At 53.0% G+C, this 14,861-nt stretch carries 11 protein-coding genes and 1 pseudogene; all 12 read right to left on the reverse strand.

Going from position 1 to position 14,861, the window contains the following annotated elements; genetic code table 11:
- Positions 1 to 175: 175 nt before the first annotated feature.
- Positions 176 to 445 carry a 30S ribosomal protein S15 gene (gene rpsO, locus MKY12_RS17450; protein WP_019910460.1) on the reverse strand — a complete coding sequence of 90 codons (270 nt, stop codon included), beginning with the start codon at positions 443 to 445 and terminating at the stop codon, positions 176 to 178.
- Positions 446 to 594: 149 nt separating this feature from the next.
- The gene (locus tag MKY12_RS17455) at positions 595 to 1,542 is read right to left on the reverse strand and encodes a bifunctional riboflavin kinase/FAD synthetase (RefSeq protein WP_036724731.1); all 948 of its coding nucleotides are present in this window, start codon (positions 1,540 to 1,542) and stop codon (positions 595 to 597) included.
- A gap of 36 nt (positions 1,543 to 1,578) precedes the next feature.
- Positions 1,579 to 2,493 carry a tRNA pseudouridine(55) synthase TruB gene (truB, locus tag MKY12_RS17460; protein WP_339249038.1) on the reverse strand — a complete coding sequence of 305 codons (915 nt, stop codon included), beginning with the start codon at positions 2,491 to 2,493 and terminating at the stop codon, positions 1,579 to 1,581.
- Positions 2,490 to 3,467, reverse strand: a complete 978-nt coding sequence (locus MKY12_RS17465; RefSeq protein WP_209879030.1) for a bifunctional oligoribonuclease/PAP phosphatase NrnA — start codon at positions 3,465 to 3,467, stop codon at positions 2,490 to 2,492. The genes truB and MKY12_RS17465 overlap by 4 nt, the downstream gene beginning before the upstream one ends.
- Positions 3,468 to 3,493: 26 nt before the next feature.
- On the reverse strand, positions 3,494 to 3,841 hold the full coding sequence (gene rbfA / locus MKY12_RS17470) for a 30S ribosome-binding factor RbfA (protein ID WP_036692621.1): 348 nt from the start codon (positions 3,839 to 3,841) through the stop codon (positions 3,494 to 3,496).
- Between the two features lie 18 nt (positions 3,842 to 3,859).
- Positions 3,860 to 6,517 (reverse strand): translation initiation factor IF-2, encoded by a 2,658-nt coding sequence (gene infB / locus MKY12_RS17475; protein ID WP_339257517.1) that lies wholly within the window; start codon positions 6,515 to 6,517, stop codon positions 3,860 to 3,862.
- Positions 6,515 to 6,833 (reverse strand): annotated as a pseudogene (locus MKY12_RS17480) (YlxQ family RNA-binding protein); the annotation flags it as partial. The gene infB and the pseudogene MKY12_RS17480, both read right to left, overlap by 3 nt.
- Positions 6,826 to 7,134 (reverse strand): YlxR family protein, encoded by a 309-nt coding sequence (locus MKY12_RS17485; RefSeq protein ID WP_036692616.1) that lies wholly within the window; start codon positions 7,132 to 7,134, stop codon positions 6,826 to 6,828. The pseudogene MKY12_RS17480 and the gene MKY12_RS17485, both read right to left, overlap by 8 nt.
- Positions 7,135 to 7,164: 30 nt before the next feature.
- A complete protein-coding gene (nusA, locus tag MKY12_RS17490; RefSeq protein ID WP_036724723.1) occupies positions 7,165 to 8,262 on the reverse strand; it encodes a transcription termination factor NusA in 1,098 nt (365 codons plus the stop codon).
- A gap of 26 nt (positions 8,263 to 8,288) precedes the next feature.
- The gene (rimP, locus tag MKY12_RS17495; RefSeq protein ID WP_036724721.1) at positions 8,289 to 8,756 is read right to left on the reverse strand and encodes a ribosome maturation factor RimP; all 468 of its coding nucleotides are present in this window, start codon (positions 8,754 to 8,756) and stop codon (positions 8,289 to 8,291) included.
- A gap of 191 nt (positions 8,757 to 8,947) precedes the next feature.
- The gene (locus MKY12_RS17500) at positions 8,948 to 13,279 is read right to left on the reverse strand and encodes a PolC-type DNA polymerase III (RefSeq protein WP_339249041.1); all 4,332 of its coding nucleotides are present in this window, start codon (positions 13,277 to 13,279) and stop codon (positions 8,948 to 8,950) included.
- A 130-nt stretch (positions 13,280 to 13,409) separates the two neighbouring features.
- Entirely contained in the window at positions 13,410 to 14,858 is a 1,449-nt protein-coding gene (gene proS, locus MKY12_RS17505) for a proline--tRNA ligase (RefSeq protein ID WP_036724718.1), read from the reverse strand.
- Between the last annotated feature and the right edge of the window lie 3 nt (positions 14,859 to 14,861).

Here is a 14,861-nt window from a genome sequence, read left to right on the forward strand (position 1 = left end):
AAAAACGGCTTGTCCTCCGCAGAAGTGCTATAGCCGTTTTTGCGAATGCTATCAACTTGTCAACTGTAAAAGTTTACCCTAAATTTTCAAAAAGCAACCCGGCTGTCCCGCTGTCGCTCGTAAGAAGGACATACGGTATACAACCAGGCTGCTTTTGGGCTTAACTTATGGAAAATTAACGACGCAATCCCAGTTTTTCGATCAGGGCGCTGTAACGTCTGATGTCTTTGTTCTTCAAATACGCCAGCAGTTTACGACGTTGTCCAACCATCTTCAGCAGTCCGCGGCGGGAATGATGATCCTTCTTGTGCGTACGCAAGTGGTCAGTCAAATTAACGATGTTCTCCGTAAGGATAGCAACTTGCACCTCAGGGGATCCAGTATCGGATTCATGAGTTTTGTGCTCGTCGATCAATTGGTGTTTACGTTCTTGAGTCAATGCCATCCTGTTCACCTCCTTCATTATAATCGCCAGTAGCCTCGTCACCGTCGGTGAGAACAAGTAACCAAGCTAAGGTTCACATGCTGTCATTCCAGCAACGTTAATCAGTATAGCACCTTCACAGGCAAAAGTAAACGGCTTGTCCGGAAAGATTAGGAATGATATCCCAGCATCCCTTTGGCCGTCTCAGCATCTGCGCCGATCTGTGCAATTAAGGCCTGGATAGACTCAAATTTGCGCTCTGAGCGGATATAGGAGACCAGCTCCACCTTAAGCTCCTGCCCATAGATATCTGAGGCAAAATCAAACAGGTGAACCTCAAAGCTCGGAGTGGTCACGCCTTCGTGAAATGTTGGCTTCACGCCGACATTCATCACCCCGTACAAGACCTCGTCCCGGTAAAAGACCTTGACGGCGTATACGCCCTTGGCCGGAATCACATAGCGGTCTTCGAGCTGCAGGTTCGCGGTCGGAAAGCCGATGGTCCGGCCCCGCTTCTCCCCGTGACCGACGATACCGCGCAGGTGATAACAACGTCCAAACCAGGCATTGGCCTTATCCAGTTCCCCGCTCAGCAAGCTCTTGCGGATACCCGAGCTGCTGACCTTCTCTCCTTCAAGCAGGAACGGGGCGACCGTCTCTACCTTCATCGCACCCTGTCCCAGCTCCGCAAGCGTGTCCGCATCTCCCCCGCCCATGTAGCCGAAGCGGAAGTCGAACCCAACAACTGCAGTTATAATCTGCAGCGGAAGCAGCATTACAGAGACAAAATCCGCCGGACTCACCCGGGAGAGCTCTTCATTAAACTCAATTATATATAAAAGCTCAACACCCATCCCGGCAAGCAGCTCCTGCTTATCCTTAGAAGGGGTCAAATATCCCTCATAATCCCCCTTGCCCATAACATCCTTGGGATGGGGGTAGAAGGTCATCACCGCAGCGGGTACACCTGCCTCGCGGGCAAGAGCAACAGCTGAAGTGATGACACTGGCATGCCCGAGGTGCAGTCCATCGAACTGTCCCAGAGCAACTACTTGAGGCTGCGCGTACTGTGCTGCCGCCTCAGGCAGCATCGGATAGCTTAACGTTACGGTTCTCACGCTGTTTCTCACCTACATTCGCAAATAAATTAAAGTTTAGACCTGGGCAAACACCTTGACAGGTGCAATAGCTCCGGTAGCCTCCAAAGCATAAATACCGAGGAACTCCCCCTGCTGATCATAGAGACGGAAATCTCCGGCCTGCTTCACTTCCGGCATTACAAAACGGGACGACAGACGCTGCCCCTGCAGGGCTGATTTCTTCTTCTCTGCCGCAACGGTATGTCTGGGCAAATGTGAAATCGCCTCGTCGGCAGCAATCAGATGCTCATCCAGTGTACCGCCTTCCTTGTGTTCGGCAATTTGCTCCAGAGTCAGGCAATGACTGGCCGAGATCCCGGCCGACATCGTCCGCTCCAGCTTCACCATCACACCGGGAAGACCAAGCTTACGTCCGATATCTACACAGAGGGTGCGGATATAGGTTCCCTTGGAGCATAACGCCCGGAAAGTGATCTCCGGATAATTGCCGTTCCAGACCATTTCCTGCATCTCAATCTCATAAATCTCCACTTCACGGCTCTTGCGCTCTACGGTCTTGCCTTCCCGGGCCAGCTCGTACAGACGCTTGCCGTCCACCTTCACTGCGGAATACATCGGCGGTACCTGTGAGATCACGCCCTGAAAGGAGTTCAGCACAGCCAGCACTTCGGCTTCTGTGATATGAACCTCCTCAACAGATTCCGTAATCGTGCCGGTCAGGTCCTCTGTATCGCTGGCCATTCCCAGCCGCAGTGTGGCAACATATTCCTTGGGCAGCTCCTGGATATACTCAACTACTCTAGTAGCCCGTCCCAGACAGAGCGGCAATACACCAGTTACCTGAGGATCAAGTGTCCCGGTATGTCCAATCCGTTTCATGCCCAGAATGCGCCGCGCCTTGGCCACAACATCATGTGAAGTAAACCCTGCCGGCTTATATACAGCCAGAACTCCTGTAAGCTCACTCATAAATGACGTTTGACCTCCTCAAGCACCTGTGCCACAGCTTCTTCCAGACTTCCATTAATACGCGCGCCCGCTGCCCGGGTGTGTCCGCCGCCGCCGAAGGCTTGCGCAAGTAGCGCCACATCCACCTTACCTGCTGAACGCAGGCTGGCCTTCACCGCATGGTCATCAATGACCTTGAACAGAATGCCTACCTCTACCCCGCGGATATTACGGGGATAGTTGACAATCCCTTCAAGATCCTCATTGGCCGCTCCAGAGTCCAGCATATCCTGAGGTGTAACATACACCCAGGCTATATCTCCTTCAGGACTAAGCTGTAATGTGCTAAGTGCGCGGTTGAGCACCTTAACCTGGGGAAGCGTCATCTCTTCCAGCAGGGTCTCAGCCAGGTCCGGTCCATTCACACCCAGTGCCAGCAGCTCGGATACCGCCGCCATCACTTTAGGAGAAGTATTGCTGTAACGGAAACCGCCGGTATCCGTCAACAGCCCGGTATAAATGGCTGTGGCAATATCAATATCCCACTCGAGTTCAAAGGTCTTCAGCAGATCGAACAGAATCTCTGCTGTCGCTGCCGCATCCGGCTTGATGAGATTCACCGCGCCGTAGCCGTTGTTCGTTGGATGATGGTCTATATTCAAGATCAGGGCATCACTGGTGAAATGCTGCTGGGTAAGTCCTACACGCTGGAAATCAGCACAGTCAACACATATCACATGGCCGTACTGGCGGGGCAAAGAACCTTCAGACAGATTGACAATCTGATCGGCATGCCATAAGTATTCCATCCGCTGCGGAATCTGGCCTTCATTCAGCATCAGATATTTTTTGCCCAGACATGAGAGAAGCCAGCCCACCGCGAGGGTGGAGCTGACTGCATCTCCGTCCGGCTGAACATGCGACACTACAAGATAATCGTCGTGTTCCAGCAGAAACTTACGCGTCTGCTGGAGACTTTGTTCATAGCTCTGCATTCGCCGTCTCCTTTATGTTCCGTAGCCTATTCGTTTTTGCCGATTTCGCCGAGCAGCTTCTCAATATGACTTCCGTAAGCAACGGATTCGTCAATCTTGAAGATCAGCTCAGGCGTATGGCGCAGGCGGATCGCTTTGCCAAGCTCCGAGCGGAGAAAGCCATTAGCTTTCTCAATCGCTCTAAGCGAGTCTGACTTCTGCTCCTCGTCCCCGAATACGCTCAGGTATACCTTGGCCTGTGACAGATCGTTCGTCACATCTACGCCAGTTACAGTTACGAACCCGACACGCGGGTCCTTCAGTCCGCTCTGGATGAGCTGGCTCAGCTCTTTCTTAATCTGCTCGCCAACCCGTCCCGCTCTGATTTTAGACATCTTATTTCACCTCTTCGCTTAGCGCTCTACCGTTTCCATGATGAATGCTTCGATGATGTCGCCTTCAAGGACATCATTATAGCGTTCCAAAGTTATGCCACATTCATAACCCTGTGCCACTTCTTTTGCATCATCTTTGAAACGCTTCAAGGTGTCGATTTTGCCTGTGAAGACAACGATACCGCTGCGGATCAGGCGCATTTCAGCATTGCGGGTAATTTTGCCGTCGGTAACCATACAACCTGCGACGCTGCCCACTTTGCTGATTTTGAATACGTTGCGCACTTCAGCGTGGCCGATAACGTTCTCTTTAAAGATAGGATCAAGCATGCCCTTCATAGCACTTTCAATCTCTTCAATGACATTGTAGATGATGTTATGCAGACGCACATCCACCTTCTCCTGCTCAGCTGCCGCTTTCGTCTGGGCATCCGGACGAACGTTGAAGCCGATCACAATAGCATTGGAAGCTGCTGCCAGGGTAATATCGGATTCTGTAATCGCGCCGGCACCGCTGTGAAGGATCTTCACGCGTACGCCTTCCACTTCGATCTTGGCCAAGGAGCCCTTAAGCGCCTCTACCGAACCCTGAACGTCACCCTTGATGATTACGTTAAGATCCTTGATCTCGCCGTCCTTGATGTGCTTGAACAGATCATCCAGCGTAACGCGGGTGTTCGTGTTCAGCTCGGACTGGCGCTGCGATGTAGAACGTCTGTCAGAGATTGCGCGTGCTTTACGCTCATCTTCGAAGGCCATGAACGGATCGCCCGCCTGCGGCACCTCGGTCAGACCGGTAATTTCCACTGGAGTGGAAGGTCCCGCTTCCTTGATTTTGCGTCCCTTGTCATTCACCATGGCACGTACGCGGCCGAAGCAGTTACCCGCTACAAATGCGTCTCCGACCTTCAGTGTACCGTTCTGTACGAGAATACGGGCAACCGGTCCACGGTTCTTGTCAAGCTCAGCTTCTATAACAGTACCGCGTGCCCGTTTGTCCGGGTTCGCCTTGTACTCATTCACTTCAGCAACGAGCAGGATCATTTCCAGCAGCTCTTCAAGGTTAATGCGCTGCTTAGCCGACAGGTTGACGAAGATTGTATCGCCGCCCCACTCTTCCGGCACCAGCTCATAGCTTGTAAGCTCCTGCTTCACCTTGTCAGGGTCTGCGCCCGGCTTATCGATCTTGTTAACTGCCACAATGATCGGAAGTCCGGCTGCCTTGGCATGGTTGATCGCTTCTACGGTCTGAGGCATTACGCCGTCATCTGCCGCTACAACGATAATCGTCATATCCGTAACCTGGGCACCACGGGCACGCATTGCGGTGAACGCTTCATGGCCCGGAGTATCAAGGAATGTGATTTTCTTATGATTAATCTCAACCTGATAGGCACCGATATGCTGCGTAATTCCGCCTGCTTCGCCACCGGATACATTCGTGGAACGGATAGCATCGAGCAAGGTTGTTTTACCATGGTCAACGTGACCCATGATCGTTACAACCGGTGGCCGTGTCATCAGATCGTCTTCGGAATCATTCTCTTCAACGGTCTCGAAGCTGTCTTCGTCAACCGGAATCTTCACTTCTACTTCTACGCCGAATTCGCCGGCCAGCAGCAGAATCGTATCGATATCAAGCTCCTGATTGATGGTGGCCATAACCCCCATCGAGATCAGCTTCTTAATCACTTCCGAAGCATCCTTGTGAAGCAGCTTCGCGGTTTCACCCACGGTCATGCTGCCACGGACAATGATCTTCTTAGGTGTGTTGTCAATCTTCTCACGATATACGGTCGGCTGGTTTCTGCCGCGGTTGTTCTTGCCGCCACGGCCGCGATAGTTGCCGCCCTTGTTGTCGTCGTAACGTTTCTGGCCGCTGTTGTTGCCGCCAGGTCTGCCGCCAGTGGTATTCTTCTTAGGACCGTCATTGCGTGAGAAACCTCCGCCTGCATTGCCTTGACCTGACGGACGGTCACCTGTACGTGGTGCGCCGCCTTGTCCTTGCGGACGGCTGCCAGTAGAGCTGCCCTGTGGGCGGCTTCCGCTAGTAGAGCTGCCTTGTGGACGGCTTCCGCCAGTAGAGCTGCCTTGCGGACGGCTGCCAGTGGAGCTGCCCTGTGGACGGCTTCCGCCAGTAGAGCTGCCTTGTGGACGGCTTCCGCCAGTGGAGCTGCCCTGTGGGCGGCTGCCGGTGGAGCTGCCTTGCGGGCGGCTGCCAGTCGAACTGCTTTGTGGACGGCTGCTGCTTGAACTGCCCTGCGGGCGGGAATTCTGAGCGGATCCTGATGTTTGTGTTCTGCGGGAATCTTGTCCGCTTTGGGGCCTTGGGGACGTCGTCGACTGGTTGTTGTTTTGGTTACTGTTCATACCTACCTGCTTTTCCGATTGAATTTTGTTGGTATTCTGAGCACTGCGTACTTCGGCGGTTACCGCACCGGTAGTGACTACCGGACGGCTGCTGGTGCCGTTGTCCCGCTTGGCTGCAGCGTTTGACTTGATGTCCTTGAAGAACTGTTCAACTTTGTTCACGGAGCCATTCTCCATGACACTCATATGATTATTCACCGGAACATCCAAACGCTTCAGAATGGTAATAATTTCTTTACTGCTCATGTTCAAAGACTTGGCATATTCGTATACGCGCAGCTTATCCTTATTATCTTCTTTAGTCAATAACTCCACCTCCGACAGTATCTCCAAGCGTTCTGGAGATCATTTCCGCGAATCCTTTATCCGTAACGGCCAGCACCACGCGCTGGTCCTTACCAATACTTGCACCGAGTTCATCCCGGTGAAATGCGATTACTAGTGGAATATCGTAGGTTCCGCATTTATCGCGGAACTTCTTCTGGGTATTATCTGAAGCGTCACCTGCCAGGACGACCAGCTTCGCCTCTGAAGACCGCACTGCCTTAAGCACAGCCTCATCGCCGGTGACAATCTTGCCTGCTCTCATCGCAAGCCCTAAATAAGAAAGTGTCTTACTCATTGTCCTCACTATCCTTCGCTGCCAAAAACTGCTCCTCCACGGATGCAAAATCCCGGGCAAGCTGGGCATAGATTTCAGGACTGACCTGACATTTCAATGCCCGGTCAAGTGCTTTGGTCTTCTGTGCTAGCTTAAAGTATTCCAGTTTACCGCAGATATAAGCGCCACGGCCCGACTTCTTGCCTGTCAGGTCGATCAGCACCTCGCCTTCAGGCGTTCTCACCACGCGAATCAGCTCTTTCTTAGGCATCATCTCCTGGCTGGCAACGCATTTACGCAGCGGCACCTTTCTTTGCTTCATAACAAAGCACCTCCCGTCAGTCAGCATTCATTAATCGATGGAGACGGAATCCTGATGCATTTCATCATTGGACGATCTGGGTCTGCCGTATTCCTGCTCCGCCTGCGTCTCGCTCTTGATATCGATCTTCCAGCCGGTCAGCTTGGCGGCAAGACGGGCATTCTGCCCCTTGATGCCGATAGCCAGCGACAGCTGATAGTCAGGAACAATGACGCGGGCCATTTTCTCAGCTTCAAAGACTTGAACCTCAAGCACCTTGGACGGGCTAAGCGCATTGGCTACATACTCCTGCACCAGCTCGGAATATCTGACGATATCAATCTTCTCACCGCGAAGCTCAGTCACGATGGTCTGTACACGTGTGCCTCTCGGCCCTACGCAGGAGCCCACCGGGTCCACTTCAGGATTGCGTGAGAACACGGCGATCTTGGAGCGGAAGCCGGCTTCGCGGGCAACGGAACGAATCTCCACCACCCCGTCAAAAATCTCCGGCACCTCCAGCTCGAACAGACGCTTCAGGAGACCCGGATGACTGCGGGACAGCATGATCTGCGGTCCTTTGGTCGTGTTCTCCACCTTGGTGATATAAGCCTTGATGCGCTCGCTCTGCTTGAACTTCTCTCCAGGCATCAGCTCGCTCAGCGGAAGAACCGCCTCGATTTTGCCAAGATCCACATAGATATTGCGCATATCCTGACGCTGTACAAGGCCGGTAACAATATCATCTTCCTTGTCGATAAAAGCGTTATAGATCAGGCCGCGTTCCGCTTCACGGATACGCTGGGTAACCACCTGCTTCGCAGTCTGGGCGGCAATGCGGCCGAAATCACGCGGCGTGACTTCCTGCTCAGCGATGTCCTCCAGCTGGAAATGCGGGTTGATCTCCCGGGCAGCCAGGAGTGAGATCTCAGTCCGTGCATCGAGAACCTCCTCCACAATCAGCTTGCGGGCAAACACCTTGATTACGCCTGTGTTGCGGTTCATATCCACACGCACATTCTGCGCCGCATTGAAATTGCGTTTATAGCTGGAGATCAGCGCCGCTTCGATGGCTTCGAACAGCACATCCTTGCTGATGCCTTTCTCCCTTTCCAGTTCATTCATAGCTTCAATAAACTCCATACTCATGAAATTCCGGTCCCCCTTTCAAGACGTTAAAAAATAATGGCCAATCTCGCACTGGCGACCTTGGCGTAAGGTACCACATGTTCTTTTTTGCCCGCGGAGATGAGCAGTTCCTCGTTCTCGAACGAGAGCAACCGGCCTTCGAATTCTTTGAGTCCTTGAATCGGCTCATAGACCGTTACATATACGTCCTTGCCCACTGCCTTGGCGACATCCGCAGCTTTCTTGAGCGGACGCTCAGCTCCCGGCGAGGAGACTTCAAGGAAATACGCTTCGGAGAACGGATCATTCTCATCCAGCTTCTGGCTGATATATTCGCTGATGGTACCGCAGTCATCGATATCGATGCCGCCCTCTTTGTCTACGAATACGCGCAGAAACCAGTTGGAGCCTTCCTTCACGTATTCAACGTCCACCAGTTCGAAACCATTGTCCTCGAGATAGGACCCGAGCAGCTGCTCTACCGTTTGTTTAATTTTGGATTTGGGTGTGCTCAAAAGAAGATTACCTCCACGAACTTGTCTTTTGCTATATACCAAAGATAAAGAGTGGGTTTCCCCACTCTTTACACAACGGACTTATCTCATTATTACCAAAAAAATTATACCATAGTGAGGCAGCACTGACAAGTACCAGCCCTTGACTCCCCTTTTTAAAGGACTCTATATGCTATCACTTAAGCCGGTTGTTAGAACAGTGAAAGCTGGTTGCTCTCCGGCAATCCCCGGAAGCAGCCCATTCCCGTGAGCAGCTCAATCACCGTTTTACTGGCCTTGGATTTCTGCTGGAAATCCTCAATGGAGAGGAATTCTCCTGCGTCCTTGGCAGCAGCGATATTAATCGCAGCATTATCCCCGATTCCCGCAAGCGAGGAGAATGGAGGGATCAGGCTCGTACCGTCTACCGTAAATTTGGTAGCGTCCGAGCGGTACAGATCAATGTTCTTGAAGGTGAAGCCGCGTGCGGTCATCTCCAGGGCCATCTCCAGGACCGGAAGCATAGCTTTTTCCTTAGGCAGCGCCTGGAAGCCCTTGGCTTCGATCTCTACCAGCTGGCGCGCAATGGCTTCGTAGCCTTTGCAGCACAGCTCGATATCGAAATCCGCCGCGCGGACCGAGAAGTAAGTCGCATAGTATTCTATCGGATGATACAGCTTGAAGAAGGCTGTTCGCACCGCTGAAATAACATAAGCCGCGGCATGGGCCTTCGGGAACATATACTGGATTTTGAGACAGGAATCAATGTACCACTGCGGCACCTTGCAATTCTTCATCTCTTCAATCCACTCCGGCGGCAAGCCCTTCCCTTTACGCACGCTCTCCGTAATTTTGAAGGCCAGACTGGCATCCATGCCGGCCTTATAGATCAGATAGAGCATAATATCATCACGGCAGCCGATTACCGTCTTAATGTTGCAGGTGTTGTTCTTGATCAGCTCCTGGGCATTTCCCAGCCACACGCCGGTTCCATGGGACAGCCCCGAAATCTGCAGCAAATCGGCAAAGCTGGACGGCTTCGCTTCGACAAGCATCTGGCGGACGAACTTCGTCCCCATCTCGGGCACTCCATAAGTGGCTACCGGGGTGCGGATCTGATCCGGCCTTACCCCGAGCGCATCCGTAGAGTTGAACATACTCATCACCTTCGGATCATTCATTGGAATGGTCGTCGGGTCGACGCCAGTCAGATCCTGCAGCATCCGCATCATCGTCGGATCATCGTGGCCGAGAATATCGAGCTTGAGCAGGTTGGCATCGAAGGCGTGATAGTCGAAATGGGTGGTCTTCCACTCGGCTGTCACATCATCCGCCGGGAACTGCACCGGAGTGATATCTTCGATCTCCATGTAGTCCGGCAAAACAACGATACCGCCGGGATGCTGCCCCGTACTGCGCTTCACACCGGTACAGCCGGCGGCAAGCCGTCCAACCTCCGCGCCGCGCCAGCGCTTCTGGTGATGCTCCTCATATTTCTTAGTGAAGCCGAAGGCGGTCTTCTCCGCCACCGTACCGATGGTTCCCGCGCGGAATACATTGTCCGGACCGAACATTGTTTTGGTAAAATTATGGGCGTTCGGCTGATACTCCCCGGAGAAGTTAAGGTCGATATCGGGAACCTTGTCCCCTTTGAAGCCCAGGAAGGTCTCAAACGGAATATCCTGCCCTTCTCCCTTAAGCTTGCCGCCGCAATCCGGACAGTCCTTATCCGGCAAGTCAAAGCCGCTCGGTACACTTCCGTCCAGGAACCATTCGCTGTGCCGGCATTCGGAATTGGTGCAGATATAGTGGGCCGGGAGAGGATTAACCTCCGATATTCCAAGGAATGTTGCCACTACCGACGAGCCTACCGAGCCACGGGAACCGACGAGATAACCGTCCTGGTTCGACTTTTTGACCAGCCGTTCCGAGATCAGATAGTTGGCGGAGAACCCGTATTTAATAATCGGGGCAAGCTCCTTCTCCAGACGGGCAACCACAACCTCCGGCAGCTCCTCGCCGTAGATCGATTTGGCAGTGTCATAGCAGGTATTGCGGATCTCATCATCCGCACCTTCAATAATAGGTGTGAAGAGATCGCTTGGGAACAAATCGTACTCCTCGAACCGCTCAGCCAGCTCAACAGTATTCGTTACCACGACTTCCTTCGCTTTGGCTGCACCCAGGTATTCGAACTCGGCAAGCATCTCATCGGTTGTACGGAAGTGGGCATCCGGCTTGTTCTGGTCCTTCAGCGGACTGAACCCGGTAATCCCGTGGATCGTAATATCGCGGAACAGCTTATCGCGCGGCTCCAGATAGTGCACATTCCCAGTGGCTATCACCGGCTTGTTTATCTGCTCGCCAATCTCACAGATTTTGCGTACAACTCCCCGCAGGTCCTCTGGACTCGCTACGAACCCTTTATCCACCAGATGCATGTACATGGTCAGCGGCTGGATTTCCAGCACATCATAGAACTGGGCAACCTCAATCGCCTCTTCTAAGGTCTTGTTCAGCACAGCCTCGAAGAACTCGCCCCGCTCACAGCCGGATATGACGAGCAGTCCGTCACGATGCTCTTCAAGCTTCGATTTGGGAATGCAGGGTACCCGCTTGTAGTACTCGGTATGCGACATGGAGATCAGCTTGTAGAGGTTCTTTTTGCCGATGGGATTCAGTGCATAGATGCCGCAGTGAAACGGCCGCACATTCGACAGGTCATTGCCTACATAATCATTCAGCCGGTCCAGCCGGGTCATCCCCTTCATCTTCTCCGCATCGGCCAAGAGACCGTTCAGAATCCCGCCCAGTGCTATCGTATCATCCACCGCACGGTGATGGCTCTCCAGCAGTACCTTGTACTTGTCAGCAAGCGTATTGAGCCGGTGGTTCTTCATTTTGGGGAAGAGCAGACGCGCCAGCTCCAGCGTATCCAGTGAAGGATTCGGCAGCTCCGGCTGCCCCAGCTTCTTCAGAGAAGCTTGAATGAAGCCCATATCGAACCGCGCATTGTGCGCAACGAGAATGCTGTCTCCTACAAACTCCACGAATTCCTTAAGCACCGGTTCCAGATCCGGGGCATCCTTGACCATTTCATCCGTAATGTTCGTCAGCTGCTGGATGTGGTAGGGGATTTTCTCATGCGGATTGACAAAGGTGGTGTAGCGGTCCAGCTCCTTGCCTTCGCACATCTTGATCGCCGCAAGCTCCGTGATGTTATTGCGTGTGATGGACAACCCCGTGGTCTCGATGTCAAAAACGACATAGGTTGCCGTCTTAAGCTCCAGCGGCTGCGCATTCTCCACGATATTGACCGCGTCATTGACGACATTGGCCTCGACACCGTAGAGCATCTTGAGCTTATGCTTATGGGCGGCATGATTCGCATCCGGGAAGCTCTGAACATTGCCGTGGTCGGTAACTGCAAGTGCCGGGTGGCCCCATTTCGCAGCTGTTTTGACATAGGCATCAATCGGTGCTACCGCATCCATCGTGCTCATAGTCGTATGCAGGTGAAACTCCACGCGCTTCTCCTTGGCATTGTCCTTACGGGCAGGCGGCGCCGACACCTCGGTCAGATCCGAAGGAATCATCACCAGCTCGGGAATCTGCATGAACCGGTCATACTCCACTTTGCCGCGCGCCCGGACCCATTTGCCGTTAGCCAGCTGACCCATGATCTTCAGCTCTTCCTTGGTTTTGGCGAACATCTTCATCTGCAGGGAATCCGTAAAGTCTGTGATGCAGAAGGTGAACAGCGTATTCCCGTTACGCAGCTCTTTGCTGTCCAGCCCGAAGATCGTCCCCTGGATTGTAATCTTCTTCTCTTCATCCTGAATCTCCAGAATGGAGACGGCCTGCTCCTTAATGTCATTCCCGATCTGAAGCTTAATGACCTCGCCCGGGTCCCCCGCTTCTTCAGGCTCGTCCGGCTCACTGTTCATCATCATCAGCTCTACCAGCTCACGCTGCTCCTGCTGGAGCTTCTGCTGGAACTCCTCATAGGCATCCGCTTTGTTCTTAGTCTCATCCTCGGACATCTGCAGCTTGACCTTGAGAGGGAGAGCGAAGTATTTATCATAATATTTAATAATGGCGGCTTCGATACCCTTTTTGCGGGCCAGTTCGAGCGACATGGAATCGTTCAGGCTTAGGATGAGCGTGCCGTCCTGCAGCTCCTGGCTGGAGCGCGTCAGCCAACCGTTGACGGACGGAATCTCACGCTGGACCCACTCCAGGAACATGCCCCAGTACTCCTGTACAATATCAGCTCTGCTTACAGTATCATCATATAGGAACAAGAAGCTGACCTTGGCAATATGCTGCAGCTTCTCACGCATTCTAAGGATAAATGCCCGGTAGGTCTGGGCGGGAATCAGGGTTGTCTTCGCAATCACGATATGCCAGTCATGGTTGCCGCGGCTAATCTCCACCCGTTCAATCTGTCCGTCTACAAAATAAGGATCAATCATGGCAGGCGGAATCTCCCCCTGCTTCATCAACAGCTCAAACCTCTTTCTTCTCTCCACGTTCTGCTCCATGAATTCCCCACCTAACTCGGCAATAATTGTAAGAAAAAGCCTCCAGCTTAAAAAGCATTGGGTACTTGCGGCCCGCCGACTCCTCTCGCCAGAAGCTGATATAAAAAAATAACAAATATAAGGTTGCCGATTAATATGCTTTGGCAAATACAACCGTATGCTGAGCAGGCTTGCCGCAGCAAATACAGGTCTCTTTCGTTTCTGACGGGTGGAACGGAATATTACGGCTGCCTGCGCCGGTCTCTTCCTTGACCTTATCTTCACATTCCTCAGAGCCGCACCAGCCTGCAAGCGCAAAGCCGCGTTTCTCTTCCATAGAATCCTTCATCTGCTCAAGAGTGTCTACGGAATAGAAATGATCCTCACGGAATTTCAGTGCCCGCTCGTACATTTCCTGATGGACCTGCGCAAGCATCGCATTCACTTCTTCAACCAGGTTCTCCTGCTGAATGACCTTCTTCTCGCCGCTGATCCGGGATACAAGCACGCAGACGCCATTCTCCATATCACGCGGACCAAGCTCCAGACGGACAGGGACGCCGCGCATTTCATATTCATTGAACTTCCAGCCCGGGGTTACATCCGCACGGTCATCTACACGCACGCGGATTCCGGCGCTCTTAAGCTCACCAAACAGTTCGTCGGTACGTCCGATGACTGCTTCGCGGGTCTTAGGCGGTCCGATTGGAATCATAATGACTTGCGTAGGCGCTACCTTCGGCGGCAGAGCCAGTCCACGGTCGTCACCATGCACCATGATGAGGGAACCGATCAGACGCGTGGTAGAGCCCCACGAGGTCGTATGTGCATGTTCCAGTACATTCTCCCGGTTCAGATATTGGATATCAAAAGCAACCGCGAACTTGGTGCCCAGATAATGTGAGGTAGCGGCCTGTACAGCCCGTCCATCCTTCATCATCGCTTCAATGGAATACGTATCCACAGCACCGGCAAACCGCTCGGATGGCGTCTTCTGTCCGGTCACTACCGGAATAGCCAGAAAGGTCTCCACGAAGTCGCGGTAGTTATCAAGCATCTTCATCGTTTCTTCGCGTGCTTCCGTCTCATTCTCATGCGCGGTATGGCCTTCCTGCCAGAGGAATTCTGTCGTACGGATGAACGGCAGGGTACGTTTCTCCCAGCGGACTACGTTGGCCCATTGGTTGATCAGCACCGGAAGGTCTCGGTAAGACTGAATCCACTTGGAATACATATGGCCAAACATGGTCTCGGACGTAGGGCGGATCGCCAGACGTTCTTCCAGCACATCGCCTCCGGCCTCAGTGACCCAAGGCAGCTCCGGGTTGAAGCCCTCCACATGTTCCTTCTCCTTCTGGAAAAAGCTCTCGGGAATGAACAGCGGGAAGTAGGCATTCCGGTGACCGGTCGCCTTCAGGCGGCGGTTCATTTCCTCCTGGATATGCTCCCAGATTTCATAGCCGTCCGGTTTGAACACGATACAGCCGCGGACCGGCGAATAATCCATCAGGTCAGCTTTTTTGATAACATCGATATACCAGCGTGAGAAATCCTCGCCCTGCGGCGTGATCTCTGTAACGAACTGCTTGTCTTTGGCCATGTG

Origin of the sequence: Paenibacillus sp. FSL M7-0896 (assembly GCF_037975415.1) — a bacterium.
Classification (GTDB): domain Bacteria; phylum Bacillota; class Bacilli; order Paenibacillales; family Paenibacillaceae; genus Paenibacillus_AQ; species Paenibacillus_AQ silagei.

Excerpts from the sequence above, each read along its gene's own strand:
- truB (WP_339249038.1), bottom strand. The coding sequence starts at position 2,493 with ATGAGTGAGCTTACAGGAGTTCTGGCTGTATATAAGCCGGCAGGGTTT.
- nusA (WP_036724723.1), bottom strand. The coding sequence starts at position 8,262 with ATGAGTATGGAGTTTATTGAAGCTATGAATGAACTGGAAAGGGAGAAA.
- rbfA (WP_036692621.1), bottom strand. The coding sequence starts at position 3,841 with ATGTCTAAAATCAGAGCGGGACGGGTTGGCGAGCAGATTAAGAAAGAG.
- proS (WP_036724718.1), bottom strand. The coding sequence starts at position 14,858 with ATGGCCAAAGACAAGCAGTTCGTTACAGAGATCACGCCGCAGGGCGAG.
- MKY12_RS17485 (WP_036692616.1), bottom strand. The coding sequence starts at position 7,134 with ATGAAGCAAAGAAAGGTGCCGCTGCGTAAATGCGTTGCCAGCCAGGAG.
- rpsO (WP_019910460.1), bottom strand. The coding sequence starts at position 445 with ATGGCATTGACTCAAGAACGTAAACACCAATTGATCGACGAGCACAAA.
- MKY12_RS17465 (WP_209879030.1), bottom strand. The coding sequence starts at position 3,467 with ATGCAGAGCTATGAACAAAGTCTCCAGCAGACGCGTAAGTTTCTGCTG.
- MKY12_RS17500 (WP_339249041.1), bottom strand. The coding sequence starts at position 13,279 with ATGGAGCAGAACGTGGAGAGAAGAAAGAGGTTTGAGCTGTTGATGAAG.